At 69.9% G+C, this 25317-nt stretch carries 24 protein-coding genes and 2 tRNA genes; 10 read left to right on the forward strand and 16 right to left on the reverse strand.

Annotated features, from left to right (window positions below; translation table 11 throughout):
- Positions 1 to 232 precede the first annotated feature (232 nt).
- Together ABZY12_RS04840 and ABZY12_RS04845 are read right to left on the reverse strand one after the other, a co-directional pair.
- Positions 233 to 1681 (reverse strand): DUF2252 domain-containing protein, encoded by a 1449-nt coding sequence (locus ABZY12_RS04840; protein WP_356887173.1) that lies wholly within the window; start codon positions 1679 to 1681, stop codon positions 233 to 235.
- 152 nt (positions 1682 to 1833) lie between these two features.
- Positions 1834 to 2913 (reverse strand): hypothetical protein, encoded by a 1080-nt coding sequence (locus ABZY12_RS04845; protein WP_356887175.1) that lies wholly within the window; start codon positions 2911 to 2913, stop codon positions 1834 to 1836.
- Positions 2914 to 3007: 94 nt separating this feature from the next.
- Here ABZY12_RS04845 and ABZY12_RS04850 point away from each other — a divergent pair, with 94 nt between their 5' ends.
- The gene (locus tag ABZY12_RS04850) at positions 3008 to 3463 is read left to right on the forward strand and encodes a MarR family winged helix-turn-helix transcriptional regulator (protein WP_356887177.1); all 456 of its coding nucleotides are present in this window, start codon (positions 3008 to 3010) and stop codon (positions 3461 to 3463) included.
- Positions 3464 to 3547: 84 nt separating this feature from the next.
- Here ABZY12_RS04850 and ABZY12_RS04855 read toward each other — a convergent pair whose 3' ends face one another.
- The 3 genes from ABZY12_RS04855 to ABZY12_RS04865 all read right to left on the reverse strand — a co-directional run bounded on the left by ABZY12_RS04855 (position 3548) and on the right by ABZY12_RS04865 (position 6259).
- Complete coding sequence (locus ABZY12_RS04855) at positions 3548 to 4207, reverse strand: response regulator transcription factor (RefSeq protein WP_356887179.1); 660 nt, start codon at positions 4205 to 4207, stop codon at positions 3548 to 3550.
- Positions 4208 to 4246: 39 nt separating this feature from the next.
- Positions 4247 to 5923: a histidine kinase gene (locus ABZY12_RS04860; RefSeq protein WP_356887658.1), complete on the reverse strand. Its 1677-nt coding sequence runs from the start codon at positions 5921 to 5923 to the stop codon at positions 4247 to 4249.
- A 249-nt stretch (positions 5924 to 6172) separates the two neighbouring features.
- Positions 6173 to 6259 (reverse strand) — tRNA-Leu (locus ABZY12_RS04865).
- Between the two features lie 564 nt (positions 6260 to 6823).
- On the opposite strand from ABZY12_RS04865, the gene ABZY12_RS04870 reads away from it, so the two are divergent.
- The 6 genes from ABZY12_RS04870 to pknB all read left to right on the forward strand — a co-directional run bounded on the left by ABZY12_RS04870 (position 6824) and on the right by pknB (position 14906).
- The gene (locus ABZY12_RS04870; RefSeq protein WP_356887181.1) at positions 6824 to 7669 is read left to right on the forward strand and encodes a DUF3662 and FHA domain-containing protein; all 846 of its coding nucleotides are present in this window, start codon (positions 6824 to 6826) and stop codon (positions 7667 to 7669) included.
- A gap of 10 nt (positions 7670 to 7679) precedes the next feature.
- Positions 7680 to 8204 (forward strand): FHA domain-containing protein, encoded by a 525-nt coding sequence (locus ABZY12_RS04875; protein ID WP_356887183.1) that lies wholly within the window; start codon positions 7680 to 7682, stop codon positions 8202 to 8204.
- 176 nt (positions 8205 to 8380) lie between these two features.
- Positions 8381 to 9859 carry a Stp1/IreP family PP2C-type Ser/Thr phosphatase gene (locus ABZY12_RS04880; RefSeq protein ID WP_356887185.1) on the forward strand — a complete coding sequence of 493 codons (1479 nt, stop codon included), beginning with the start codon at positions 8381 to 8383 and terminating at the stop codon, positions 9857 to 9859.
- A 26-nt stretch (positions 9860 to 9885) separates the two neighbouring features.
- Positions 9886 to 11316 (forward strand): FtsW/RodA/SpoVE family cell cycle protein, encoded by a 1431-nt coding sequence (locus ABZY12_RS04885; protein ID WP_356887187.1) that lies wholly within the window; start codon positions 9886 to 9888, stop codon positions 11314 to 11316.
- Positions 11313 to 12779 carry a penicillin-binding transpeptidase domain-containing protein gene (locus ABZY12_RS04890; protein WP_356887189.1) on the forward strand — a complete coding sequence of 489 codons (1467 nt, stop codon included), beginning with the start codon at positions 11313 to 11315 and terminating at the stop codon, positions 12777 to 12779. Before ABZY12_RS04885 ends, ABZY12_RS04890 begins: the two co-directional genes overlap by 4 nt.
- A 165-nt stretch (positions 12780 to 12944) precedes the next feature.
- Positions 12945 to 14906 carry a Stk1 family PASTA domain-containing Ser/Thr kinase gene (gene pknB / locus ABZY12_RS04895; protein WP_356887191.1) on the forward strand — a complete coding sequence of 654 codons (1962 nt, stop codon included), beginning with the start codon at positions 12945 to 12947 and terminating at the stop codon, positions 14904 to 14906.
- 109 nt (positions 14907 to 15015) lie between these two features.
- Here pknB and ABZY12_RS04900 read toward each other — a convergent pair whose 3' ends face one another.
- From ABZY12_RS04900 to ABZY12_RS04925, 6 genes are all read right to left on the reverse strand, one after another.
- Positions 15016 to 15696, reverse strand: coding sequence for a class E sortase (locus ABZY12_RS04900; RefSeq protein ID WP_356887193.1), 681 nt, complete (start codon positions 15694 to 15696; stop codon positions 15016 to 15018).
- A 37-nt stretch (positions 15697 to 15733) separates the two neighbouring features.
- Positions 15734 to 16903 (reverse strand): class E sortase, encoded by a 1170-nt coding sequence (locus tag ABZY12_RS04905; protein ID WP_356887195.1) that lies wholly within the window; start codon positions 16901 to 16903, stop codon positions 15734 to 15736.
- Positions 16900 to 17538: an aminodeoxychorismate/anthranilate synthase component II gene (locus tag ABZY12_RS04910; RefSeq protein WP_356887197.1), complete on the reverse strand. Its 639-nt coding sequence runs from the start codon at positions 17536 to 17538 to the stop codon at positions 16900 to 16902. The genes ABZY12_RS04905 and ABZY12_RS04910 overlap by 4 nt, the downstream gene beginning before the upstream one ends.
- Positions 17535 to 17696, reverse strand: a complete 162-nt coding sequence (locus ABZY12_RS04915) for a hypothetical protein (RefSeq protein ID WP_356887199.1) — start codon at positions 17694 to 17696, stop codon at positions 17535 to 17537. The genes ABZY12_RS04910 and ABZY12_RS04915 overlap by 4 nt, the downstream gene beginning before the upstream one ends.
- A 63-nt stretch (positions 17697 to 17759) precedes the next feature.
- Positions 17760 to 18464: a class E sortase gene (locus ABZY12_RS04920; RefSeq protein WP_356887201.1), complete on the reverse strand. Its 705-nt coding sequence runs from the start codon at positions 18462 to 18464 to the stop codon at positions 17760 to 17762.
- Between the two features lie 46 nt (positions 18465 to 18510).
- Positions 18511 to 19278 (reverse strand): DUF881 domain-containing protein, encoded by a 768-nt coding sequence (locus tag ABZY12_RS04925; protein WP_356887203.1) that lies wholly within the window; start codon positions 19276 to 19278, stop codon positions 18511 to 18513.
- 140 nt (positions 19279 to 19418) lie between these two features.
- Between ABZY12_RS04925 and crgA the strand changes: the two genes are divergently transcribed.
- Positions 19419 to 19673 (forward strand): cell division protein CrgA, encoded by a 255-nt coding sequence (crgA, locus tag ABZY12_RS04930; RefSeq protein ID WP_356887205.1) that lies wholly within the window; start codon positions 19419 to 19421, stop codon positions 19671 to 19673.
- Positions 19674 to 19968: 295 nt separating this feature from the next.
- Here crgA and ABZY12_RS04935 read toward each other — a convergent pair whose 3' ends face one another.
- A complete protein-coding gene (locus ABZY12_RS04935; protein WP_356887207.1) occupies positions 19969 to 20835 on the reverse strand; it encodes a rhomboid family intramembrane serine protease in 867 nt (288 codons plus the stop codon).
- A gap of 228 nt (positions 20836 to 21063) precedes the next feature.
- Positions 21064 to 21597 (reverse strand): peptidylprolyl isomerase, encoded by a 534-nt coding sequence (locus tag ABZY12_RS04940; RefSeq protein WP_356887209.1) that lies wholly within the window; start codon positions 21595 to 21597, stop codon positions 21064 to 21066.
- Positions 21598 to 21810: 213 nt separating this feature from the next.
- Here ABZY12_RS04940 and ABZY12_RS04945 point away from each other — a divergent pair, with 213 nt between their 5' ends.
- On the forward strand, positions 21811 to 22554 hold the full coding sequence (locus tag ABZY12_RS04945) for a DUF5324 family protein (protein WP_356887211.1): 744 nt from the start codon (positions 21811 to 21813) through the stop codon (positions 22552 to 22554).
- Between the two features lie 45 nt (positions 22555 to 22599).
- On the opposite strand, the gene ABZY12_RS04950 is transcribed toward ABZY12_RS04945, so the two are convergent.
- The 3 genes from ABZY12_RS04950 to ABZY12_RS04960 form a co-directional block, all read right to left on the reverse strand.
- Positions 22600 to 22974 (reverse strand): DUF6344 domain-containing protein, encoded by a 375-nt coding sequence (locus ABZY12_RS04950; RefSeq protein WP_356887213.1) that lies wholly within the window; start codon positions 22972 to 22974, stop codon positions 22600 to 22602.
- 145 nt (positions 22975 to 23119) lie between these two features.
- Positions 23120 to 24379 carry an MFS transporter gene (locus tag ABZY12_RS04955; RefSeq protein WP_356887215.1) on the reverse strand — a complete coding sequence of 420 codons (1260 nt, stop codon included), beginning with the start codon at positions 24377 to 24379 and terminating at the stop codon, positions 23120 to 23122.
- Between the two features lie 178 nt (positions 24380 to 24557).
- A tRNA-Ala gene (locus tag ABZY12_RS04960) sits at positions 24558 to 24630 on the reverse strand.
- Positions 24631 to 24759: 129 nt separating this feature from the next.
- Between ABZY12_RS04960 and ABZY12_RS04965 the strand changes: the two genes are divergently transcribed.
- The gene (locus tag ABZY12_RS04965) at positions 24760 to 25308 is read left to right on the forward strand and encodes a DNA-binding protein (RefSeq protein WP_356887217.1); all 549 of its coding nucleotides are present in this window, start codon (positions 24760 to 24762) and stop codon (positions 25306 to 25308) included.
- Positions 25309 to 25317 lie beyond the last annotated feature (9 nt).

The following is a 25317-nucleotide window of genomic DNA, read 5'->3' on the forward strand; positions in this document are numbered from 1 at the left end:
CGGGGCCCTGCCCAGCGCCTGGATCCACGGCTGGGTCCGTGTGTCGGTCCACGTCAACGTCCTCGTTCCGGCTCGTCACCCCACCAGCCTACGGTCCTCGGGGGCCCCTCCCCCCTCCCTCCCCCGCCCCTCCCCGCCCCCTTGCCCTGCGTCGCCGATCGTCGGCAGCCGGTCGTCGGCGACCAATCGCCAGCAGCCGGCCTCGGCTACCCGCGTCGGCAGCCCGCCGCCGTCACACGCCGAGCTCCGCCGCGATACGGCCGTCGTTCACCGCCGTCACCAGTTCGGCGTGGTCCGCGGTGGTGCGGTCGGCGTACGCCACGGCGAACGCCGTGATCGCCTCGTCCAGCTCCTCGTTCTTGCCGCAGTAGCCGGCTATCAGCCGTGGGTCGGCGCTGTGCGCGTGGGCCCGGGCCAGCAGCGCGCCGGTCATACGGCCGTAGTCGTCGAGCTGGTCCGGGGTGAGGGCGGCCGGGTCGACGCTGCCCTTGCGGTTGCGGAACTGGCGCACCTGGAAGGGACGCCCCCGCACGGTGGTCCAGCCGAGAAGGATGTCGCTGACGACCTGCATTCGTTTCTGTCCGAGCACCACGCGCCGCCCCTCGTGCCCCGGGTCCTCGACCGGGAAGCCGACGGCCGGGAGGTGGGGGAGCAGGGCGGAGGGCCGTGCCTCCTTCACCTGGAGCACGAGCGCCTCGCCCCGGTGGTCGAGGAGCAGCACCACGTAGGAGCGGGTGCCGACGCTGCCGGTGCCGACGACCCGGAACGCGACGTCGTGGACGGCGTAGCGCGCGAGGAGCGGCAGCCGGTCCTCGGAGACGGTTTCGAGGTACGGGCCGAGGGAGGCGACGACCTCGGCCGCTTCCGTGTCCGGTACCCGTCGCAGCACCGGTGGCGCGTCGACGAACCGACGACCGCCGCCTTCTTCGTGGGTCACGGTCTCGGTGGACTTGGCGGCGAACCGGGCGCTGGTGTTGTTCCTGGCCTTCTCCGAGACCCGTTCGAGGGTGCCGATCAGGTCGCGGGCGTCGGTGTGGGAGACGAGTTCCTCGTCGGCGATCGCGTTCCAGGCGTCGAGGACGGGGAGTCGGGCCAGCAGCCGCATGGTCCGGCGGTAGGCGCCGACGGTGTCGAACGCGGCGGCCCGGCAGGTTTCCTCGCCGGCGCCCACCTCCCGTCCGGCGAGGACGAGGGAGGTGGCCAGCCGCTTGAGGTCCCATTCCCAGGGGCCGACGACGGTCTCGTCGAAGTCGTTGAGGTCGATGACGAGCCCGCCGCGGGCGTCGCCGTAGAGGCCGAAGTTGGCCGCGTGGGCGTCGCCGCATATCTGGGCGGCGATGCCGGTGACGGGTGAGCCGGCGAGGTCGTGGGCCATCAGGCCGGCGGAGCCGCGCAGGAACGCGAAGGGGCTCGCGGCCATTCTGCCGACGCGTATCGGCGCGAGTTCCGGTACCCGGTCGCGGCTCGACTCCTCGACGGCGCGGACCGCGTCGGGCCGGTCGGCCGGCAGCGACAGTTCCTTGTGGGCGGAGCGCGGGACGTGTTGGCGCAGCCGCTTGCCCTGTTGCTTGGGGGAGTCTGTCGCTCCCGTGGCGGTGCGCGCCGCGAACCCTGGTACGTGCGGGTTGCGCTCGCTGCCCGTGCTCCGCTGTCCTGGTACCGCTGCCTGGTTCTCGCCCATGGGACGTCCTCCCCCGATGTCGCGCCTGTCCGGTGCGATGTCCAACATCAACCATCAACCGGGCACGACCGTACCGCCGGGCTGTTCGGGTCGTCTTCCCCCTGTGGACAACCCATGTGCTGTGGACAACTGACTGACCGCAGGGGGTGTACCTACACGCCGACGGCCTCTTCCATCTCCTCCTCGTTCTCCTCGCTCTCCTCGGTCTTCTCGGTCTTCTCGGTCTTCTCGGTCTGTGCCCCGAGCGGCCGGCGGCGTGCCTCGGCCAGTCCGGCGAGGGCGGTCATGGCGACTCCGGCGAGGAACCACAGCGCGAGGACCAGGAGGTGTCCGCCGAGGCCGTGGCCGTCGAGGTACACATGGCTGCGGACGCCCTCGACGAAGCCGGCGCCGTTCCAGAAGGCGTGCAGGGCGCCGAAGAAGCCGGGCTGGAGTTCGGGCCGGTAGATGCCGCCGGAGCTGGTGAAGTTGAGCATCACGAACAGCACCATGACGCCGAGGGTCGTCCAGCGGCGCAGGAAGGTGTGGAGTCCGACGCCGATCAGCAGGATGCCGACCGAGTAGAGCCAGGACATGGCCCAGACGCCGGCGAGGCCCTGGTCGACGAGGTGGAACATCGGTCCGGCGAAGACAGTGCCGATGAGGCTGACGACGAGCGACATGCCGGCGGCGAGCAGCGCCCTGATCCGTAGGGGCAGTACCGCACCGGCGCCGCCGATCACGGCGACGGAGGCGTACGAGCCGATGCTGAGGGCGACGAGCAGGAAGAAGATGCCCTGTCCGGTGGGGTCGCCGTCGGAGACGGGGGCGACGTCGGTCACCGTGAGCGGCGCGCCCTGTCCGGCGGCGACCTTGGTGAAGACCTTCTCCACCGCCATGGCGCTGGTGTCCGAGGAAGCGGAGGCCACGAGCAGTTCGGGGCGGGTGCCGGGTATGTAGGCGCCGAAGCTGGACCGCTCGCGCAGGGCGGAGACGGCCGTGTCCCGGTCTGTGACGGTACGGACGTCGAGGGCGCCGTCGCCCTTGTCGTGGAGGGTCTGGGCGAGGACCTGGGCGCTGGGTCCGGAGCCGACGACATCGACCCGCAGGTCGTGAGGTTGGGGGGCGTGGAAGGCGCCGAGGTAGGCGAGCCCCATGCCGACGCACATCAGGAGCGGGGTGAGCAGGTGCCCGAGGACGTGCCGCAGCGCGCCCGGGGCGTTCGTTCCTGTGGGGGCGGGTCGGGCGGACACGAGCAGACCTCCATGGTTGGCTTTTACAACTAAGTAACCGTTGTACTATACAACTGAAGCGGGACAGTCCGCGAACCACAGCGAGGAGCGCACCATGACCGACGGCGCGCGCGAGTCATCCGTCGACATCATCCAGCGGGAGCTGACGGCGTTCGCGCGCCGGGCACGCGCCGCGGCGGCCCGGCTCCATCCCGAGCTGCCGCTCGTCTCGTACACACTGCTCGCGCACATCGTCGACCAGCAGGGCTGCCGCGCCACGGATCTCGCCGCGCACTACCTGCTGGACAAGTCGACGGTCAGCCGACAGGTCGCGGGCCTGGAGAAGCTGGGTCTGGTCGAGCGCCGCCCGGACCCGGACGACCACCGCGTCCAGGTCCTCCACCCGACGGAGGCGGGCGCCGCCGTCCTCTCCTCCACCCAGGCGAGCCGTCTGGCCGCATACCAGGAACGCCTCAAGGACTGGTCGGCCGAGGACCTCGCCCGGTTCGCCGCGTACCTGCTCCGCTACAACGCCGCGGGCACCGCCGGCAGCCCCGACGCCCCTCGCTGAACACCCGCCCCGCCACCACGACCGCGCACCGCCAGCTCCGGCCAAGCCCGGCCCGACGACGGTGCGCCCCCGGCTCCCGTCCCGCTACAGACCCGCGTCCCTCGCCAGCAGTGCCGCCTGGACCCGGTTCTCGCAGCCCAGCTTGGCCAGGATCCGGCTCACATACGTCTTCACCGTCGCCTCGCTCATATGCAGCCGCCTGCCCGCGTCCGCGTTGGACAGCCCCTCCCCCAGCAGCGCGAGCACCTCACGCTCCCGTTCACTCAGCGCCGCCACCCGCCCCCTGGCCTCCTCCGCGCGCGCCGCCTCCCGCCCCGAGGCCAGACGCTCGACCACGTGCCGGGTGGCGGCCGGCGAGAGGTACGCGTCCCCGGCCGCCGCGGCCCGAACCGCCCTGATCAGCTCGGCCGGCGCCGTGTCCTTGAGCAGGAACCCGGCGCCCCCGTGTTCCAGCGCCCGCAGCACGTTCTCCCGCTCGCCGAAGGTCGTCAGCACGATCACCCGCGCCGACGGCGCGGCCCTGCGCAGCTCCGGCAGGGCGGAGAGCCCGTCGAGCACCGGCATCTGGATGTCGAGCAGCACCACGTCGGCGGCATGCGCCCGCGCCTCCTCGACCGCCTCCCGACCGTTCGCGGCCTCCGCGACGACCTCGATCTCCGGGTCCGAGGTGAGGATCATCCGGATCCCGGCCCTGATCAACGGCTCGTCATCGGCGATCACGACCCTGATGCGCTGCCCTGCCACAGCTACTCCCCCACGGCTACCGATACGGGCGGGCCAGCGCTACCGCTTGACCTCGTACGACTTCTTCTCGATCAGCTTGCCGTCCTTGAAGCAGAACCGGAAAACCGGCTCCGTCTCGATCCCTTCCCCCATCTCCGAGGACATCAGCACCAGGCACTTCGACCCCTCGGGCTCCGCGGGCCCTCTGCCATGCAGACCCGTGGTGGCGAGCGTGTCTCCGGAGGGGAGCTGGTCGCGGACCTCCTGCTCGGCCATGCCGACCTTCACAGCGTCGTACTGGCCCGGATCGATCATCCCCTCCTTCACCGATCCCATCAGGAAGTAGATACCGAAGCCCACGACCACCATCAGCAGCACCAGCGCCGCGAACGCGATCCCGCACCCCAGCGCGACCCCGCCTCCCTTGCTCCTGCCCCCGCTCAGCGCCATCGCCAACTCCCGCTCCGTGAACGTCCAGTCGGCCGGTCCGACTGACACCCGTCCACCGTCGCCGATCACGGGTGCCGTCGACTGCTGCCGGAAGTCGTCGGCCACATCGACCAAAGGTGCTGCCTCCACGACGCCGTACGGCAGGACTCCGGCGACCCGGAAGCCCCCGTCGTCCACCGGGCCGGCGTGGACCATGCCGCCGACCAGCCGGGCCCGCTCGTGCAGCCCGGTCAGCCCCTGACCGCCGCTCACCACGTCACGCGGCGGCTCCGCGGCCGCCTCGTTGACGATCTCCACCACGAACGAGTCCGGCTCGTAGCGCAGCTCGACCTCGATCTGGGCACCCGGCGCATGCTTGTAGGCGTTGGTCAGCGCCTCCTGGACGATCCTGTACGCCGCGTGGTCGGCGGCGGGCGGCAGCGGCTGGTAGCCCCCGAGCCGGCGCAGCTCCACCTGGTTCCCCGCGGCCCGTGCCGCCTCCACGAGCCCCTCGATACCGGCGGTCCCCCGTGCCGCCCGTCCCGATTCGTCACCGGCCCGCGCGGGTAGGACGGGCTCCGTGTCCGGTGCCTCGATTCCGTCCCGGAGGATGCCGACGACCTCGCGCAGCTCGTGCATCGCGGTCACCGACGCGTTGCGCAGCACCCCGACCGCCTCGCGCTGCCGGTCGGTCAGTTCCTTGTCCACTTCAAGGGCGCCGGTGTGCACCGATATGAGCGCCAGCTGGTGTCCGAGGCTGTCGTGCATGTCCTGGGCGATCCGCTGCCGCTCCCGCAGCCGCGCCTGGCTCGCCACCATGACGCGCTCGCGCAGCAGTTGGGCGTTGCGTTCCTGCAGGGCGTGCAGCAGCGTCCGGCGCTGGGTCCAGTACCGGTTGGCGAGCCCGGGTGCCAGCGTCGTCGCCAGGTAGTAAAGCGTCGTGAGCAGCACGAGGCTGAGCAACCGCTGCTGGTCCCAGGACTCCAGCAGGGTCGTGCCGACGTTCAGTACGTACGAGACGGTGTACGCCATCAGTGCGCGTCCGGCGCCGGCGACATGGCTTCCCGCCGACCAGCCGACGAGGATCAGCAGCACCAGGAACCCCGGGACGAGCGGCGCGAGCCCCCCGGTCGCGATCAGTACCGTCGCGGGCAGCCGGCGCCGCAGCAATGACAGCAGGGCGGCGGTCAGCGCGACCCAGGCGAGCCGCCATCCCTCGCCGCCGACCAGCTCCTCGGTCCCGGCCGCGAGCAGCGCCATCACCACCGCGAGGACCGCCTCGCCGGCGGCCCTGCGCCGTGACCACATGCCGGGCGCCGCGAACCACCGCCGTCCGGCGCCGATCCCGGCTCTGATCTTCGAAGACGCGTCCACGCTCGCACCCTAGGCAGCGCCCCGCCCCGCCCGCGGCCCACTTTCGTCGCCCCCTGGTGCGACGAACGTCGCACACCACCCTCGCGACCGGCCCCACCCCGAACAAAGCCGAGCAACGCGAAACGCAAAGCGACGCGGACAACGCGGAAGCCCCGTAGGTCGATGACCTACGGGGCTTCCGTCTGGTGCGCGAGGGGGGAGTTGAACCCCCACGCCCTTTCGGGCACTGGAACCTGAATCCAGCGCGTCTGCCTATTCCGCCACCCGCGCATTGGGTGTGCTCCGGGCTCCCTCACCTTTCGGTGCGAGCGCCTGGCGACATCAGAAGATTAGCACGCCGCTGACCGTGGATTCACATCCGTTGTTTCGGCCGCCCGCCCAGTGAACAGGGAGGGAGGAGACACGAGCGAGGGAAGAGACACCGGCCACAAGAAGAAGCGGGAAGAAGAAGGAGGGCCCGACGAATCGATCGAGCAGCGGGAGCGAGTCGGTCGCGTCCGGGCGGGCACGGCGGCCGAGCACCGGCGAGGAAGGCGGGCGCGTACCGCCGAAGAACGCGGGCGCGTACCGGCGAGGAACGTGGTGGCGTACCGGCGAGGGAAGCTGTCGAGTACCGGGAGGAACGGGACGGACCACCCACCGGCCGCCCCGCCGCGTCGCCCCAGTCTCCCAGGACGCTGCCCGGGTGCGGGACACTGTCCACAGGCCGCCTCTACGATCCGTGTGAGAGGTGACACTCGTCCACAGGGCAGAGAAGGGGAACCAGCCGATTTCCCGACGCGTGGATACGATCAGTAAGCAGTACCAGGACGGCAACGACGGAGGAGGTGCCCCATGGGAGTCCTGAAGCGTTTCGAGCAGCGTCTCGAAGGTCTGGTCAACGGCACCTTCGCCAAGGTCTTCAAGTCCGAGGTCCAGCCCGTCGAGATCGCGGGCGCTCTCCAGCGCGAGTGCGACAACAACGCCACGATCTGGAACCGCGAGCGGACTGTCGTTCCCAACGACTTCATCGTCGAGCTGAGCACGCCCGACTACGAGCGTCTCAGCCCCTACTCGGGCCAACTCGGCGACGAGCTGTCCGGCCTGGTCCGCGACTACGCCAAGCAGCAGCGCTACACCTTCATGGGCCCCATCAAGGTCCATCTGGAGAAGGCCGACGACCTCGACACCGGTCTGTACCGGGTGCGCAGCCGCACCCTCGCGTCGAGTTCGTCACAGCCGCAGCCGCCCGCCGCCGGCCACCAGCAGCAGGGCCGCGCCCCCGGTGGCTACGGCTACCCGCCTGTCGGCGCTCCGCCGATGCCCGCGGCCCCGCCGCCGGGCAGCCCCCAGCGCACGGCTCCGGCCGCCGGCCGTCCCGCGGCCGGCGCGGCCGGCCCGATGCCTTCCTCCGGCGCCCAGGTGCGCCGCTGGATCGAGATCAACGGCACCCGCCACCAGATCTCCCGCCCGACCCTGGTCCTTGGCCGCAGCACCGACGCGGACGTGAGGATCGACGATCCCGGCGTTTCGCGCCGGCACTGCGAGATCCGGACCGGAACGCCCTCGACGATCCAGGATCTCGGATCCACCAACGGCATCGTGGTGGACGGGCAGCACACCACCCGCGCTACGCTCCGCGACGGCTCGCGGATCGTCGTGGGCAGCACCACCATCGTTTACCGGCAAGCCGAAGGGTGAAGCGGGGGCAATGTCAGAGCTGACCCTGACGGTCATGCGGTTGGGTTTCCTGGCCGTTCTGTGGCTGTTCGTCATCGTGGCCGTCCAGGTCATCCGCAGCGATCTGTTCGGCACACGTGTCACACAGCGCGGTTCGCGGCGCCAGGACGCCAGACCGCAGCAGAACAACGCACGCCAGGCGGCCGCGCCTCCCCAGCAGCGCGGCCAGCAGAGCGGAGGCGGCGGCCGCCAGCGCCGTGGCGCCCCGACGAAACTGGTCGTCTCCGAGGGCACCCTCACCGGCACGACGGTCGCCCTGCAGGGGCAGACCATCACGCTCGGCCGGGCCCACGATTCGACGATCGTGCTGGACGACGACTACGCCTCCAGCCGGCATGCCAGGATCTACCCGGACCGGGACGGGCAGTGGATCGTCGAGGATCTCGGGTCCACCAACGGCACGTATCTCGACCGGACCCGCCTCACCACCGCCACACCGATTCCGCTGGGCGCGCCGATCCGCATCGGCAAGACCGTCATCGAGCTGCGGAAGTAGTGCTACGTCATGTATGAGTGCGAGCGGAGCGAGCGGGCCGAGGCGGTCCCCACGACGGATCGCGCGGCGGACCGGCAGGTCCGGGCCGCGCACCGGCACGGGCTCCCGACCGGAGGGTGGGCAGTGTGGCTCGAGACCGGCTGTACCCCGAGGCGGCGTCGACAGGGCAGGTGCGCATGAGTCTGTCACTGCGCTTCGCCGCCGGGTCCCACAAGGGCATGATCCGCGAGGGCAACGAGGACTCCGGTTACGCCGGGCCGCGGCTGCTGGCGATCGCCGACGGCATGGGCGGCCAGGCCGCCGGTGAGGTCGCCTCCTCCGAGGTGATCTCCACCCTCGTCACCCTCGACGACGACGTCCCGAGCTCGGACATCCTCACCTCGCTCGGTGCCGCGGTGCAGCGCGCCAACGACCAGCTGCGGATGATGGTCGAGGAGGACCCGCAGCTCGAGGGCATGGGCACCACGCTCACCGCCCTGCTGTGGACGGGCCAGCGCCTCGGCCTGGTGCACGTCGGCGACTCCCGCGCCTATCTGCTGCGCGACGGGGTCCTGACCCAGATCACGCAGGACCACACCTGGGTGCAGCGGCTCGTCGACGAGGGCCGGATCACCGAGGAGGAGGCCACCACCCACCCGCAGCGCTCCCTGCTGATGCGCGCGCTGGGCAGCGGCGACCACGTCGAACCGGATCTGTCGATCCGCGAGGTCCGGGCCGGGGACCGCTACCTCATCTGCTCCGACGGGCTGTCCGGAGTCGTCTCCCACCAGACGATGGAGGACACCCTCGCCAGCTACCAGGGCCCACAGGAGACCGTGCAGGAGCTGATCCAGCTCGCGCTGCGCGGCGGCGGCCCCGACAACATCACGGTGATCGTCGCCGACGTCCTCGACGTCGACGGTGGCGACACCCTCGCCGGTCAGCTCAACGACACCCCCGTCATCGTCGGCGCGGTCGCCGAGAACCAGGCGCAGCCCCACGACGGCGGAGCGATGCAGACCCCGGCCGGCCGCGCCTCCGGGCTCGGCCGCGCGGCCTCGCACCAGCAGCCGCCGACGGGCGGGTTCGGCCCGCCCGGCAGCGGCGACGACCACGGCTACGGCGGGATGCCGCCGCAGGGCTCGTTCGGTGCCTACACCGACGAGGACTTCGCCAAGCCGCGCACTGGCCGCAAGTGGCTGAAGCGGAGCTTCTTCCTGATCCTCGCGCTCGCCGTGATCGGCGGCGGCGCGTACAGCGGCTACCGCTGGACGCAGACGCAGTACTACGTCGGTTCCAAGGACGAGCACGTGGCGCTGTACCGGGGCATCAGCCAGGATCTCGCCTGGCTGTCGCTCTCGGAGGTCGAGAAGGACCATCCCGAGATCGAACTCAAGTACCTCCCGCCGTACCAGCGCAAGCAGGTCGAGGACACGATCGCCGGGGGCAGCCTCGGCAAGGCCCAGACCAAGATCCAGGAGCTCGCCCTGCAGGCCTCGGCCTGCAAGAAGCAGGAGCAGCGCCGTGCCGCGGCCGACAAGGCCGCGGACCAGGCGAGCAAGCCCCCGGCCGGCGCGACCTCGCCCGACACCAAGCCCACCACAGCCGCTCCCTCCCCGGGCCCCACCCTCTCGGAGGACGAGCAGAAGCTGGCCTCGAACTGCGGCAAGCAGTAAGCACCCGTAGGGGGCCTTTCACCACCATGAGCGTTGTCACCAACACGACCACCATCGGCGCGATCGAGGCGCCGAGCCGCCGCAACACCGAGCTGGCGTTGCTCGCGTTCGCCGTCGTCATCCCGGTGTTCGCGTACCTCAACGTCGGCCTGGCGCTGGACGGCGAGGTGCCGTCGGGCATGCTGGGGTACGGCCTCGGCCTCGGCCTGCTCGCGGGCGTGGCGCATCTCGTGGTGCGCAAGTTCGCGCCGTACGCCGATCCGCTGCTGCTTCCGCTGGCCACGCTGCTCAACGGCATGGGCCTGGTGCTGATCTGGCGGCTCGACCAGTCGCCGCGCATCATCGCCCGGTACAAGACCTTCACCCCGGACGCCCCCAACCAGATGCTGTACTCGGCCATCGGCATCGCGATGTTCGTGGGCGTGCTGCTGATCCTGAAGGACCACCGCGTCCTGCAGCGCTACACCTACATCTCGATGGTGGCGGCCCTCGTGCTGCTGCTGCTGCCGCTGGTGCCGGGCCTCGGCGCGGACGTCTTCGGCGCCAAGATCTGGATCAACGTCGGCGGTTTCTCCATCCAGCCCGGCGAGTTCGCCAAGATCGTCCTCGCGGTCTTCTTCTCCGGCTATCTCATGGTGAAACGCGACGCGCTGGCCCTGGCCAGCCGCCGCTTCATGGGGCTCTACCTGCCGCGTGGCCGTGACCTCGGCCCGATCCTCACCATCTGGGCCGTCAGCCTCCTCATCCTGATCTTCGAGAACGACCTCGGCACCTCGCTGCTGTTCTTCGGCATGTTCGTGATCATGCTGTACGTGGCGACGGAGCGGACCAGCTGGATCGTCATGGGTCTGCTGATGTCCGTCGCCGGCGCCGTCGGTGTCGCCTCGTTCGCCGGACACGTCCAGTCCCGCGTGGCCGCGTGGAGCGACCCGTTCGGGTGCCTGAAGACGGCTCCCGAGGGGTCCAACATGGCCGCCGCCTGCGACCAGATGTCGCAGGTGCTGATGTCCTTCGGCTCCGGCGGCATCCTCGGCACCGGCCTCGGCCAGGGCAACTCCGACCTCATCGGTTTCGCCGCGAACTCCGACTTCATCTTCGCCACCGTCGGCGAGGAGCTCGGGCTGACCGGTGTGATGGCCTTCCTGCTGCTGTACGGCCTGATCATCGAGCGCGGTGTCCGCACCGCCCTCGCGGCCCGCGACCCGTTCGGCAAGCTGCTCGCCATGGGCCTGTCGGGCGCGTTCGCGCTCCAGATCTTCGTCGTCGCCGGCGGTGTGATGGGCCTCATCCCGCTGACCGGTATGACCATGCCGTTCCTCGCGTACGGCGGTTCCTCCGTGATCGCCAACTGGGCCCTGATCGGCATCCTCATCCGGATCAGCGACACCGCGCGCCGCCCGGCGCCCGCCCCCGCCCCGTCCCCCGACGCCGAGATGACCCAGGTGGTCCGTCCGTGAACAAGCCCCTGCGCCGGGTCGCGATCTTCTGCGGCCTGCTGGTCCTCGCCCTGCTGATCCGGGACAACTGGATCCAGTACGTCCGCGCCGACGAACTGAACGCGCACCCCCGGAACAAGCGGGTGCAGATCGAGCGGTACGCCAACGTCCGCGGCAACATCATCGTGGACGGCAAGCCCATCACGGGATCGGTCGACTCCCAGGACCCGTACTACCGGTTCAAGCGGACCTACACCGACGGTCCCATGTGGGCCCCCGTGACCGGGTACGCCTCCCAGGCCTACGACGCCAACCAGATCGAGAAGATCGAGGACGGCATCCTGACCGGCAACGACGACCGGCTCTTCTTCGACCGCACGCTGGCGATGTTCACCGGCGACAAGAAGAAGGGCGGCGACGTCGTCACCACCCTCAGCGGTGCCGCCCAGAAGGCCGCCTTCGAGGGGCTGGGCAAGAAGACGGGCGCCGTCGTCGCCATCGAGCCCAAGACGGGCAAGATCCTGGCGCTGGCGTCCACCCCCTCGTACGACCCCTCCTCCTTCGCCGGGTACTCCGCCAAGGACGAGAAGGCGTGGGTCGCGCTCGAGAAGAACAAGAACAAGCCGAAGCTCAACCGCGCGCTGCGCGAGATCTACCCTCCCGGCTCCGTCTTCAAGGTCGTCACGGCGGCCGCGGCGCTGGAGCACGGCAACGTCACGGACATCAACGCCCCGACGGACACCCCCGAGCCGTACAAGATCCCGCTGTCGACCAAGAACATGGTCAACCATGCGGGCGGCTGCCAGAACGCCAGCCTGAACAGGGCGCTGGAAGTCTCCTGCAACTCGGTCTTCGCCAAGCTCGGTGACGAGGTCGGCCGGGACAAGATGGTCGAGACGGCCGAGAAGTTCGGCTTCAACGCCGAGCAGTTCACCCCGGTCCGCTCCGCCGCCTCGGTCTACGACAAGAAGATGGACCGCGGCGGGAACGCGCTCTCCTCCATCGGCCAGTTCAACACCGCCACCACCCCGCTCCAGATGGCGATGGTCACCGCCGCGATCGCCAATGACGGCAAGCTCATGAAGCCGTACATGATCGAGGAGCTGCGCGCACCCAACCTCGACGTGCTCAAGCGGAACGAGCCCGAGGAGATGAGCCGCCCGGTCTCGCAGCGGAACGCCCAGCTGATCCAGACGATGATGGAGAACGTCGTCGAGAAGGGCACCGGCGGCAAGGCCGACCTGAACATGGACGGCGTGAAGGTCGGCGGCAAGACGGGTACGGCCCAGCACGGCGAGAAGAACGCCAAGCGGCCCTACGCCTGGTTCATCTCCTACGCCAAGACCGACCAGGGATCGCCGGTCGCGGTCGCCGTCATCGTCGAGGACTCCGACGGCACGGCCCGCGAGGACATCAGCGGTGGCGGCCTCGCCGCCCCGATCGCCAAGGCCGTGATGAAGGCGGTACTGACGAACAGGAGCTGACCCGCCGGCCGGGCACCGGCCGGATACCGGCCGTGTACCGGTCAGGTATCAGGTGCCGGTCGCGGTCGGAACGCCTTCCGTAAGGCCGGTAGCGTATGCGCGAACAGCACACCGCCGGACCACACACGGGTGCGGTCGGGACAGACGGAGAGGGCTGGATCAGTTATGGAAGAGCCGCGTCGCCTCGGCGGCCGGTACGAGCTGGGCTCGGTGCTCGGCCGTGGTGGCATGGCAGAGGTCTACCTCGCCCACGACACCCGGCTCGGCCGCACCGTCGCCGTGAAGACGCTGCGGGCCGACCTCGCCCGTGACCCGTCCTTCCAGGCCCGGTTCCGCCGTGAGGCCCAGTCCGCCGCCTCGCTCAACCACCCGGCGATCGTCGCGGTCTACGACACCGGCGAGGACTACGTCGACGGGGTCTCCATCCCGTACATCGTGATGGAGTACGTCGACGGCTCGACCCTGCGTGAGCTGCTGCACTCCGGGCGCAAGCTGCTGCCCGAGCGCACGCTCGAGATGACGGTCGGCATCCTCCAGGCGCTGGAGTACTCGCACCGGGCCGGCATCGTGCACCGCGACATCAAGCCGGCGAACGTCATGCTGACGCGCACCGGCCAGGTCAAGGTCATGGACTTCGGCATCGCCCGCGCCATGGGCGACGCCGGCATGACCATGACGCAGACCGCCGCGGTCATCGGCACCGCCCAGTACCTCTCCCCGGAGCAGGCCAAGGGTGAGCAGGTCGACGCCCGCTCCGACCTGTACTCCACCGGCTGTCTGCTGTACGAGCTGCTGACCGTCCGGCCGCCCTTCGTGGGCGACTCGCCGGTCGCGGTCGCCTACCAGCACGTACGGGAGGAGCCGCAGCCGCCGAGCAACTTCGACCCCGAGATCACGCCCTCGATGGACGCCATCGTCCTGAAGGCACTGGTCAAGGACCCCGACTACCGCTACCAGTCCGCGGACGAGATGCGCGCCGACATCGAGGCGTGCCTCGACGGTCAGCCGGTCGCGGCGGCCGCGGCGATGGGAGCGGCGGCGTACGGCGGCGGCTACGGCGGCTACGCGCCGGACGATCAGCCGACGACGGCCCTGCGCCAGGCCGACCCGGCCGGCCAGACGTCCATGCTGCCTCCGATGAATCCGGACGACGGCGGCTACGGCTACGACGACCGCCCGGACCGCCGCCGCCAGAAGAAGTCGAACACCTCGACGATCCTGCTGGTGCTCGCGGGCGTCCTGGTGCTCGTCGGCGCGATCCTGATCGGCCGATCGATCTTCGACGGCAAGGAGGGCACGGAGCAGGTGCCCGTGCCGCAGCTCGTCGGAAAGACTCTGGAGGAAGCCCAGGGGCTCGCGACCAACACCCAGGTGAAGGTCGTGCAGTCGGGCTCCGAACGCTGCGACCAGCCCAAGGGCACGATCTGCCGGCAGACCCCGGTGGCGGACGGCACGGCGAAGATGAACGTCAACGAGACGATCTCGGTCGTCGTCTCCGAGGGCGCGCCGCAGATCGAGGTCCCGGACGTCACCGAGAAGTCCCAGGAGCGCGCGGAGGAACAGCTCCGGGCCAAGGGCTTCCGGGTCAAGGTCGAGAAGGAGGAGTCCGACGAGGAGCCGGGCAGGGTCCTGCGTCAGAACCCGACCGGCGGCTCGAAGGCGGAGCAGAACACCGAGGTCACCATCACGGTGTCGAAGAAGAAGCAGACGCCCCTGCCTGACGTCACCAACAAGTCCTACGACGCGGCGGTGCAGCAGCTGACCACGCTCGGCTTCAGCAACATCGCCCGCCAGGACGTGGACTCGGACCAGCCCGCGGGTACGGTCATCGGCCAGACCCCGGAGGCCAACACCGATCAGTCCAAGGACGTCCAGATCACTCTGAAGGTCTCCAAGGGCCCGCAGCAGCAGCAGACCACGCTCCCGACCGGCCTCGCCGGGAAGAAGTTCGAGGAAGTGAAGCAGCAGCTCGAGGCGCTGGGCCTGGTCGTGGCGGCACAGGGCTCGGACAAGAGGAACGCGACGGTCCTGGGCACCAACCCGCCGGAAGGCAGCCCGGTCACCCAGGGCCAGACGATCACGGTCTACACGGCGGGCGGCGACGACGGCAACGGATTCTTCGACTAGGGCCTATCTCCGGCCTGATCCGTCGGACAGGCCCCAGCCCACCGCGCGCACCACGGAAGAAGCCCCGGCATCCATGAGGATGCCGGGGCTTCTTCCTGTCCGTTCGTTCCTACTGAGCGCGCAGCTCCGCCGGCGGTGTGCGGTCGCTGTCCACCTTCTCCGTGCGTTCCAGTTCGCCCCAGACGATGTAGCGGTAGTCCGAGGTGTACATCGGTGTGCACGTCGTCAGCGTGATGTAGCGGCCCGGCTTCTTCTTTCCGGACTCCTCCGGGACCGGCTGGAGGACGTCCACGTTGTACTTCGTCGTCTCCGGCAGAGACTTGTACACCTTGTAGATGAACCAGGTGTCCTTGGACTCGAAGACGATCGAGTCGCCGTTCTTCAACTTGTGGATGTTGTGGAACTTCGCCCCGTGCCCGTCCCGGTGCGCGGCGAGCGAGAAGTTGCCCCGCTTGTCCTGCGGGAGGGCCGACTTGATCGGGTCGGTGTAGTAGCCCGCGACGCCGTTGTTGAGGGTGTCGTTGTCGGTGCCCTTCTTGACCAGTATCTCGCCGTTGTCCATGGCCGGTACGTGCAGGAAGCCGATGCCGTCCTTGGTGTCCAGGGCCCCCGGGCCGCCGGCCCAGCGGTCGCGGACCTGTTCGCCTTCCTGGTCGGCGGCGCGGTCGGCGAGGACGTTGGTCCACCACAGGGAGTAGGCGACGAAGAGACCGAGCACCAGGCCCGCGGTGATGAGGAGTTCACCGAAGAAGCTGATGATTCCGGCGATCCTGTTGCGCGCACGTGCCACTGCGTCGTCCCGTCTTGAGGTGTGGTGTCGTGGGGTCTCAGCCTACGAGCGCGTCCGGCTTTCCCTTGCTGCGCGGGCGTTCCTCGACCATCTTGCCCCACACGATCATGCGGTAGGTACTGGTGAATTCGGGGGTGCAGGTGGTCAGCGTGATGTACCGCCCCGGCGCCGTGAAGCCCGACCCCTTGGGTACCGGGTCGATGACCGCGACGTTCGACGGCACGGTCTGCGGCAGGATGCTCGTCATCTCGTACGTGTAGTACGCGTCCTGGGTCTCGACGACGATGGGATCGCCCGGCTCCAGCTGGTTGATGTACCTGAACGGCTCGCCGTGCGTGTTGCGGTGTCCGGCCACGGCGAAGTTGCCCTGCTTGTCGGAGGGCATGGCCGTCTTCAGCGTGCCGTCGGCGTAGTGGCCCACCATGCCCCGGTCCAGGACCTTGGGCTTGCTGATGCCCTCGGCGATGGGGGCGACCACGTCGAGCTTGGGGATGTACATGATCGCGAAGCCTTGTCCGGGCTCGAACGCCTCGGGTGCGCGGCCCTTGGACCAGGCGTCCTCGATCTGCTCCTTCGCCTTGTCGGTCTGCTGCCCGGCCCGGACGTTGGTCCACCACAGCTGGTACGTGACGAACAGGAGCATGACGACGCCGAAGGTGATGAACAGTTCGCCCACCACCCGGCTGGCGACCACGCCGACGCTCTCCTTGCGGGCGCGCGCCGCCCGGCGGGCCTCGACGCGTGACAGGGGCGCGGCGGGTGGGTCGGCCGACTCCGTGGGCGCCGCCGCGCGCCGGCCCTTGCCCTTGGCGGCACGCCGGCGCTCGGCTCGGCCGGGTCCGAGGTCGGGCGTGGGCGTGGGGGCGGGCTCCATGGAGCGCATGGCCATCGTCTCGTCGAACGGCTGGTACGGCTCGTGCGGAGCCTCGTAGGGCGCCTGAAGGGGCCTCTGGGGCTCCTGGGACGCCTGTGGCTCCCGTACCGGCTCGTACCCCGCCGCGGTCCCGTAGGCGGGCTGGTAGGCCGTCTCCTCGTACGCCGGCGCGGATATGGGCTCCGGAGCGGAGGGCGGCACGGAATGAGGTACGGCTTGCGGTGCGGCTTGCGGTGCGGACTGGGGCACAGGCGCTCCGTACTCCGATGCGGGCACAGACTCTGGTTCCTCCGGCAGGTTCGTCGCCCGGAACCACGGCGACCCCGCGGTCACGCGACGGCCTTGCCCACCACCGGCGCGAGCCCCGCCGACCGCCCGACCGCCCCCTTGTCGCCGCACTGCTCCAACCAGTTGGCGAGCATCAGGTGGCCGTACTCGGTGAGCACCGACTCCGGGTGGAACTGCACGCCCTCGACGGCCCGTTCGCGGTGGCGCAGCCCCATGATGATGCCGTCCTCGGTCCGGGCCGTGACCTCCAGCTCGGCCGGGAGGTCCGCGGGCTCGGCGGCCAGCGAGTGGTAGCGGGTCGCGGTGAACGGCGACGGCAGGCCCGCGAAGACACCCTTGCCCTCGTGGCGGACGAGGGAGGTCTTGCCGTGCAGCAACTCGGGGGCGCGGTCGACCACACCTCCGTACGCCACGGCCATCGACTGCATGCCCAGGCAGACACCGAAGACGGGTACGCCGGTGGCCGCGCAGTGGCGCACCATGTCGATGCAGACACCGGCCTGTTCGGGCGCGCCCGGGCCGGGGGAGAGCAGGACGCCGTCGAAGCCGTCCTGGGCGTGGCTCAGCTCGACCTCGTCGTTGCGCACCACCTCGCACTCGGCGCCGAGCTGGTAGAGGTACTGAACGAGGTTGAAGACGAAGCTGTCGTAGTTGTCGACGACGAGAATCCGCGCGCTCACTGTCCCTCCACCGTCACGTCGTTGAACGGAAGCAGAGGCTCTGCCCAGGGGAACACATACTGGAAGAGCGCGTAGACGACGCCGAGGACCAGCACGAGCGACAGGATGCCTCGCACCCACGCGTTGCCCGGCAGATGCCGCCAGATCCAGCCGTACATGACGTCCGCTACCCCTTCCGTTCGTTACGGCACCAGACTACGGGGCGATGCCCTCGCGGGGGGTCAGCTGTCCAAAGCCGGTGGCTTGCCCTGCGTCACAGTCCGGATGGCGTCCAGGTGTGCCCAGACGATCAGTCGGTGGCTGCTTCCCCACTCCGGCTCGCACGTGGTGAGGGTGAGATAGCGGCCCGGCCCGTCGAATGCGGCGGCGTTCTTCCTCATGGGTGAGGGCACCGGGTCGATCACCCCGATGTCGGTGGGCACGGTCCGGTACGGCTCGTTCGCGATCCGGTACGTGAACCAGGTCGTCCCGTCGGTGAGGACCACCGCGTCACCCGGGCGGAGCCGGGGGAAGTCCTTGAACGGATCTCCGTGGGTGCGGCGGTGGCCGGCCACGGCGAAGTTCCCGGTCTCGCCGAGCCGCGCGGTGGAGGCGTAGTGGCCGAGGCCCTTCTTCAGGGTGGCGGCCGCCGTTCCCTCCAGGACGGGCCACTCCCAGTCCTTGCCGAGACGGGGGATGTACATGACGGCGATGCCCTTGCCGGCCGTGTACGGCTTGGGCGGGGGCGCGGCCGGGGGAGCCGGAGCGGGCCCGGGTGCGGTCTCCGGGGTGTCCGCGACGGGCTGGTCGACCCACTCCCGCCGCAGGAGGTCGATCTGGCCGGCGGTGGCGCTGTCGGCCTGGACACCCGTCCAGAACATCACGTACACGACGAAGAGGACGATCAGGGTTCCGACGGTGATGCACAGCTCGCTGAGGGTCCTCACGACCAGTCGTACGGACGGCCCCACCCGGCCCTCCCCGCGGTTCCGGCTAGCTCACAGGCTTCGCGTAGTGGAGATCCACTGTGCCCGAGTAACCGGGGAGAGTCACCGCCCCGTGCTCGTCGACTTTCCAGCCGAGCCCGTAGGCCTTCACATACAGCTGGTAGTTCTGGATCGCCGGGGAGTCGGCGAGCGCCTTGGTGAGCCTGCCCCGGTCACCCACGGCGGTGATCTTGTACGGCGGTGAGTAGACCCGGCCCTGGAGGATCAGGGTGTTGCCCACGCAACGCACCGCGCTGGTCGAGATGAGCCGCTGGTCCATGACCTTGATCCCCTTGGCGCCGCCCTTCCACAGGGCGTTCACGACGGCCTGGAGGTCCTGCTGGTGGATCACGAGGTCGTTGGCCTGCGGTTCGGGGTAGCCGGGGGCCGCCTGGGCGTTCGCGGGGGCATCATTGAGGGTGACGGTCAGCCCGGAACCGGAGGTCTCCGCGGTCCCGGCGGCCGCCTCCAGGGCGCGGAGCTTCTCGTCCTCGGCCCTGGTGGAGCCGTCGTCGCGGGCGGCGAGGGCGTCAACCTGCCGACGCAACGCGGCGGTGGACTCGTCCAGGCCCGCGTTCTTGTGGCTGCGCTCCTCGATCAGGTCGGAGAGCCTCAGCAGCGAGGCGTCCGTACGGATGTTGGTGCCCTTGGCGGTGTTGAAACTGGTGACGAAGATCAGCCCGGCGAGGGCGAAAACGGCAGCGGTGAGGAGCCGGACGGGCCGCCATCGGAAGGCTCGGCCCGGCCCGGTGGGAGAGTCGGCAGAATTGCTCAACGTACCCTGATCCCCTTCGGTGCCACGGAAGCACTACGCTAACGGACGCCCGGGGGACGCAGTGGTCCTCCTACGTCACATCCCGGCGCCAGCCACAGTTCCCTGCGCGGTCACGCAGCGCATCGACAGGAGAGTCCCTCGTGCCGAAGTCACGTATCCGCAAGAAGGCCGACTTCACGCCTCCGCCCGCCAAGCAGGCCACCAACATCAAGCTGACCAACCGCAGCTGGGTGGCACCGGTGATGCTGGCGCTGTTCCTGATCGGGCTGGTGTGGATCGTCGTCTTCTACGTCACCGACGGCACACTGCCGGTGAAGTCGCTCAACAACTGGAACATCGTCGTGGGCTTCGGCTTCATCGCGGCCGGGTTCGGCGTCTCCACCCAGTGGAAGTAGCCTCCCGAGGCGCGGTGTCACGCCTCCCTCTAGGGTCTGCGACCCGAGTTATCCACAGCGTTGTGCACAGCACTGGATAACTTACGAAGATCTGTGGATAACCCGGTGTCAGGTTGACGCCGGTGTGACCGCGACAGGCTCGTCGAGGGTGCGGCATGCCCCTTGTCCCTCCTGGAAAGACCCAGCTCAGGGACGAGGGGCACAGTTGTTCCTCAGGACAGGCGCCCGATCCACCACGCGCTGTGGATAACTCTGGGGAAAGCTTGCCCTGGAGCTCGTCCACAGCCTCCTACGCTCAGGTGAGCGCGGCTGTGCGGGCGACGACCGTCCCCAGGTCGAGCAGGAGCACCAACCCGCAGGCCGTGTACTGCACCAGCGCCCGCCGTTTCCTGGGTGCGTGCACCAGGCCGTACGTCACCAGGGCGCCGCCGACGAGGCCCCCGATGTGCGCCTCCCAGGAGATTCCCGGGCGGGTGAAGGTCAGCAGCAGGGACAGCGCGGTGAACAGGATGACCGGCCGCATGTCGTACCGCCTGCGGCGGGCCAGTACCACCCACGAGCCGATCAGGCCGAAGACGACGCCGGAGGCGCCCAGCGAGGGCTGGTTCGGCGCGGCGAACAGAAACGCGAGCACCGAGCCGGAGAGCCCGGAGAGCAGGCACAGGACCGCGTAGCGGATCCGCCCCAGCTCCGGTTCGACGATGCCGCCGATGATCCACAGACCCAGCATGTTGAAGACGAAGTGCGGGATCTCCTGGTGCAGGACGGTGGAGGTCACCAGCCGGTACCACTCGCCGTCCGCGACGCCCACCACCTCGCCGAGCACCGGGTTGTACGCGTAGCCGATCAGCGACAGCTCGTCCACGAGCCGGTCGCCGGCGACCTGCACGGCGATGAAGAGGGCGAGGTTGATCGCGATGAGGATCTTGGTGACGAAGCGCCCGTCGGACGCCACCCGCCCACCGGCGAGGGTCCGCGGCTGGTTGGCGTCGGGCGCGTGCCCCGTACCGGAGCCGCTGCGCACACAGTCGGGGCATTGGAAGCCGACGGACGCGGAGACCATGCACCGCGGGCAGATCGGCTTCTCACAGCGGGTGCAGCGGATGCCCGTCTCGACGTCCGGGTGGCGGTAACAGCGCGGCAGGCCGGACTCCGGCTCCATGGAGGTCCCTCCCGGGTTCAGGGGGCGGCTGGGGTCTGCGTACCGGCGGCGAAAGGGCCACACGGCACCGCCCCGCCCTCCATACGGACGAGCGGGGCGAAAAGGTTCCCGGGTCGCCGGGTTCGCGGGTTCCGGGGGCCCGGCCGGCCCTGGCGCGGCCGGCTTCGCGCCCGGCCGAACCCGTGCCCGGCCGGGTGCGCGCCCGGCTCCGGCGGCCGGCTCCGGTGCTCAGCTCTGGCGCTTCTCGATCACGACGGACTCGAGGACCACGTCCTGCACCGGGCGCTCGGTGCGCGGGTTGGTCTCCGTGGTGGAGATCGCGTCGACGACCTTCTTGCTCGCCTCGCCGACCACCTCGCCGAAGATGGTGTGCTTGCGGTTGAGCCAGCTCGTGGCGCCGAGCGTGATGAAGAACTGCGACCCGTTGGTACCCGGGCCGGCGTTGGCCATGGCCAGCAGGTACGGGCGGTCGAAGAACAGCTCGGGGTGGAACTCGTCGGGGAACTCGTAGCCCGGCCCGCCCGTACCGTTCCCCAGCGGGTCGCCGCCCTGGATCATGAAGCCGCTGATGACGCGGTGGAAGACCGTGCCGTCGTAGAGACGGTCCGTGGAGACCTCGCCGGTGGCGGGGTGCGTCCACTCGCGCTCGCCCTGGGCCAGTTCCACGAAGTTCCGGACCGTCTTGGGGGCGTGGTTCGGCAGCAGCCGAATCTCGATGTCGCCCTGGCTGGTCTTCAGAGTGGCGTAAAGCTGCTCGGCCACGGTCCGCCTTCCATAGATCTCTTCTGGGGGCCTCCTCGGAGATGTTCTCCGAAGGTCTTCCTACGAAGGTCTCCTCCGAGGTCTCCCCTGGCGGATCCGATCCTCGCATGCCCCGGATGCCCGCCCCGCATGCCGGACCGCGATCGGGCAGGCATGATTTCGAAAAGGGTGGAAAGGCGAAAAACCGACACCACCACCGAGTAGGAGGATCCCGTGACCCGGATGGACAGCGTGCGCGCCGCGACCGATTCGGCCAAGGACAGCGTGCTGCACGCCGCGGAAGTGGTGGCGCCCTATGCAAGCACGGCCAAGGGCCATGCCGCGGTGTATGCGGGCTCGGCCAAGGACCACGCCGCGCTCTACGCGCACGAGGCACGCGTCCGGCTCGCGCCGAAAGTCTCGAAGGCCGCTCTTCAGGCCCGCACTCAAGCTCGTGTGCAGTACAACTCCCGTGTCGCACCGCATGTACCGCCGCGGGTCGACGCCGCCGCGCATCGTGCCGCGGTACGGACCCGCAAGGCCGCCCGTCAGGCGGCCAACTACACCGTTCCGCGTGTCGAGCACGCGGTCGCCGCGACCGGTCCTGTTCTCGACGAGGCCGGATCGCGCTCCACTGCCGCCTGGGCCGCGCTGCGCGGTCAGGTGACACCGAAGGAGATTCAGAAGATCGTGAGGAAGCACGAGCGTCGGGCCAGGGCCGGACGTCTCGGAAAGCGACTCGCGATCCTCGGTGTGCTGGTCGGCGGCGCCTACGCCGCCTGGAAGTGGTGGGACAAGCAGGCCAACCCGGACTGGCTGGTCGAACCGCCCGCTCCTACCGAGGTCGACGAAGGGGTTCCGCTGTCGTCCGTCGACGGCAGCAGGTCTCTCGACGCCGAGATGGAGGCCAAGCAGGCCGAGGCCGACGCGGCGGCCGCTGAGGAGTCCGAGGCCACGGATCGCGACGAGCGTCGCTGAGCGGCCTCGACGTGGAGCGTGGGGAGCGAAACGACTCCCCGCGCCCTACGCCGCGGCGGCAAGCGCCAGTCCCGAAAGCTCGGAGTGGTCGGCCGTGTCCGTCTCGGTCGGGGAGCCGGCGCGACGGTGGCGTACGGAGGGCGAGGAGCCGTGCGCCTCGGCGCCGATGCGCTGCTTGATCGTCGGCGGCAGGGAGCGATCCCGTACCGGGCTCCACCGATGCGTTCGCTGTGCCGGTACGGCGGCGAAGGTGCGCGCGTCACGGTGGGCGACGGTGCCGGGGGTGGTCGGCTCCTCCGGCTGCTGGACGGAGGGGACCTGCGCGGCGGTGGCGGTGCTCGCCAGGCCGACGGAGGCGAGCAGGGCGAAGAGTACGGAGATGAAGGCGGTCCAGAACTGCTTGACCTTGGCGGTGGCCATGGCCCCTCGCTTTCGTGACGTTCCCGGATGGTTCATTTCAGGTTGCGCGCTTTACATACCTTTCTCATGATGTGTACGCACTCCCGGATTCCACGGAGCGACGCCGTCGGCGCGCAGTTCTTCCGATGAACACCACCCGTCCGGCTCAGCGGGCGCCGACGGGCTCGCTGTGCTCCCCCTCCCCGGAGGCCTGAGCCCGGGACCGCTCGGCCCACCGCACCGCGGGCTTGGTCGCCGCCGAGGCGGCCAGGAAGATCCCGCCGAGCACGAGCCATCCGGGCACGCCCCAGGTCACCAGGAGTCCTGTGACCAGCAGCGGTCCCAGCGTCCTCGCGACCGGGACCCCGATGCCGTAGAACCCCTGGTACTGCCCGATCCGGTCGGCCGGTGCCAGCGCGAAGCCGATCTGCCAGGACCCGGCGGAGTGACGCATCTCCGCGGCGACCTGGAGGGCGGCGGCCAGGACGAGGACGGCGACCGTCGTCCACGGCCCGAGTCCGGCGGCCGTCACCGCGAAAACCCCGCAGGCGGCCAGCATGACGACGCCGGAGCGGCCCACCGCGCGCGTGGCCTCGGCGAGACCGGTCACCGCCCTGGCCGTACGGACCTGAAAGAGCATCACGGCCGCGGTGTTGAGGACGAAGAGCGCGGAGACGATCCAGCCCGGTGCCGAGGTCCGCTCCACGATCCACAGCGGCAGGGCGAGGCTGAGCAGCGGCAGCCGAAGGAGCAGCAGCGCGTTCAGGAGGGTGAGCAGCGCGTACGGACGGTCGCGCAGCACCAGCAGGCGCGGCTCGCCGCCGCCGGTCGCCGGGGTGCCGGGTACGAGGGGCAGCCGGCGCAGCACGAGCGCGCAGACGAGGAAGCTCAGCGCGTCCAGGGCGAACACCGAGAGATACGCGGCCGGGGTTCCCGCGTGCAGGGCGAGTCCGCCGATTCCCGCGCCGACGGCGAGTCCGCCGTTGAGCGTGGACTGAAGTCTGGCCAGGACCTCCGTACGGGCCGTGGGTGCGACGAGCCCGGCGAGCAGTGCCTGACGGGCGGCGGCGAGGCCGCTCTGGGCGGTGGCGTAGACGGTGGCGGCGATCAGGAACGGCACGAAGGAGCGGATGAAGAGGAACGAGCCGACGGCGGCCGCGGTCGTGAGCGCGAGGAGAACCGCCGTGCCGCGCGGTCCCCGCCGGTCGGCCAGATGCCCGAGCGGTACGCCGGCGACGGAGCCGACCGCCCAGGCGAGGGTGAGCCCGAGGCCGATCTGGGGCGCGGAGAGGCCGACGATCCGGGTGAAGTAGAGGGCCGAGGAGACATAGAAGGCCCCATCGCCGATCGCGTTGCTCAACTGCGCGAGGAGGAGCGCCCGCGGCGCTCCGGCGGCTCGGGGAGCCCGGGAGAAGGTGTTCGCCATACAGACGACGCTAGAAGCGGGTGGCCCAGGCCCACAGGTCCATTGATCGCCGGGGAACCTGGGCCACTTCGGCTCCGGAGGCGGCTGTACGCGGCAGCGGGCGGCGCAGTACGTCGGAGGCAGAGCGAAAAAAGACCCCTCTGACCGCGTTTACGCAGGTCAGAGGGGTCTCATTCTGTGGAGCCTAGGGGAGTCGAACCCCTGACATCTGCCATGCAAAGACAGCGCTCTACCAACTGAGCTAAGGCCCCGGAACGAGAACAGAGTACCGGGTCACCCCCTGGATCTCGCAAAAGGATTGGGACTCCCGGTCGGCGACCACGCTCCGTAAGATGCAGACCGAGGTTCGCAGTGGCGAACCGCAGGGATGGGGAGAAGCAATGGACGCAGCGCAGCAGGAAGCCACGGCAAGAGCCAGGGAGCTTCAGCGCAGTTGGTACGGAGAGCCGCTGGGGGCGCTCTTCCGTCGACTGATCGACGATCTCGGGCTGAATCAGGCCAGGCTCGCGGCCGTGCTCGGACTGTCGGCACCCATGCTTTCCCAGCTGATGAGCGGCCAGCGAGCCAAGATCGGCAACCCGGCGGTCGTGCAGCGGGTGCAGGCGCTGCAGGAACTGGCGAGCCAGGTCGCCGACGGCAGCGTCAGCGCGGCCGAGGCCACGGACCGGATGGACGAGATCAAGAAGTCGCAGGGGGGCTCCGTCCTGACCGGCACCAGCCAGACGACCAACAGCTCCGGTGCGCCGACCGTGCGCCGGGTGGTCCGCGAGATCCAGTCGCTGCTGCGCTCGGTGGCGGCCGCCGGCGACATCATCGACGCGGCCGACTCCCTCGCCCCGGCCCACCCGGAACTGGCAGAGTTCCTCCGGGTGTACGGCGCCGGGCGCACCGCGGACGCGGTCGCGCACTACGAGTCGCACCAGAACTGACGCGGAGCC

The organism is Streptomyces sp. NPDC006551 (genome assembly GCF_040611675.1).
Taxonomy (GTDB): Bacteria; Actinomycetota; Actinomycetes; order Streptomycetales; family Streptomycetaceae; genus Streptomyces.

What these genes read in the sequence shown, in the direction of transcription:
- ABZY12_RS04840 (WP_356887173.1), bottom strand. Translation starts at nt 1,681, where the DNA reads ATGGGCGAGAACCAGGCAGCGGTACCAGGACAGCGGAGCACGGGCAGC.
- ABZY12_RS04850 (WP_356887177.1), top strand. Translation starts at nt 3,008, where the DNA reads ATGACCGACGGCGCGCGCGAGTCATCCGTCGACATCATCCAGCGGGAG.
- ABZY12_RS04860 (WP_356887658.1), bottom strand. Translation starts at nt 5,923, where the DNA reads ATGTGGTCACGGCGCAGGGCCGCCGGCGAGGCGGTCCTCGCGGTGGTG.
- ABZY12_RS04870 (WP_356887181.1), top strand. Translation starts at nt 6,824, where the DNA reads ATGGGAGTCCTGAAGCGTTTCGAGCAGCGTCTCGAAGGTCTGGTCAAC.
- ABZY12_RS04875 (WP_356887183.1), top strand. Translation starts at nt 7,680, where the DNA reads ATGTCAGAGCTGACCCTGACGGTCATGCGGTTGGGTTTCCTGGCCGTT.
- ABZY12_RS04880 (WP_356887185.1), top strand. Translation starts at nt 8,381, where the DNA reads ATGAGTCTGTCACTGCGCTTCGCCGCCGGGTCCCACAAGGGCATGATC.
- ABZY12_RS04885 (WP_356887187.1), top strand. Translation starts at nt 9,886, where the DNA reads ATGAGCGTTGTCACCAACACGACCACCATCGGCGCGATCGAGGCGCCG.
- pknB (WP_356887191.1), top strand. Translation starts at nt 12,945, where the DNA reads ATGGAAGAGCCGCGTCGCCTCGGCGGCCGGTACGAGCTGGGCTCGGTG.
- ABZY12_RS04915 (WP_356887199.1), bottom strand. Translation starts at nt 17,696, where the DNA reads ATGTACGGCTGGATCTGGCGGCATCTGCCGGGCAACGCGTGGGTGCGA.
- ABZY12_RS04935 (WP_356887207.1), bottom strand. Translation starts at nt 20,835, where the DNA reads ATGGAGCCGGAGTCCGGCCTGCCGCGCTGTTACCGCCACCCGGACGTC.
- ABZY12_RS04950 (WP_356887213.1), bottom strand. Translation starts at nt 22,974, where the DNA reads ATGGCCACCGCCAAGGTCAAGCAGTTCTGGACCGCCTTCATCTCCGTA.
- ABZY12_RS04955 (WP_356887215.1), bottom strand. Translation starts at nt 24,379, where the DNA reads ATGGCGAACACCTTCTCCCGGGCTCCCCGAGCCGCCGGAGCGCCGCGG.
- ABZY12_RS04965 (WP_356887217.1), top strand. Translation starts at nt 24,760, where the DNA reads ATGGACGCAGCGCAGCAGGAAGCCACGGCAAGAGCCAGGGAGCTTCAG.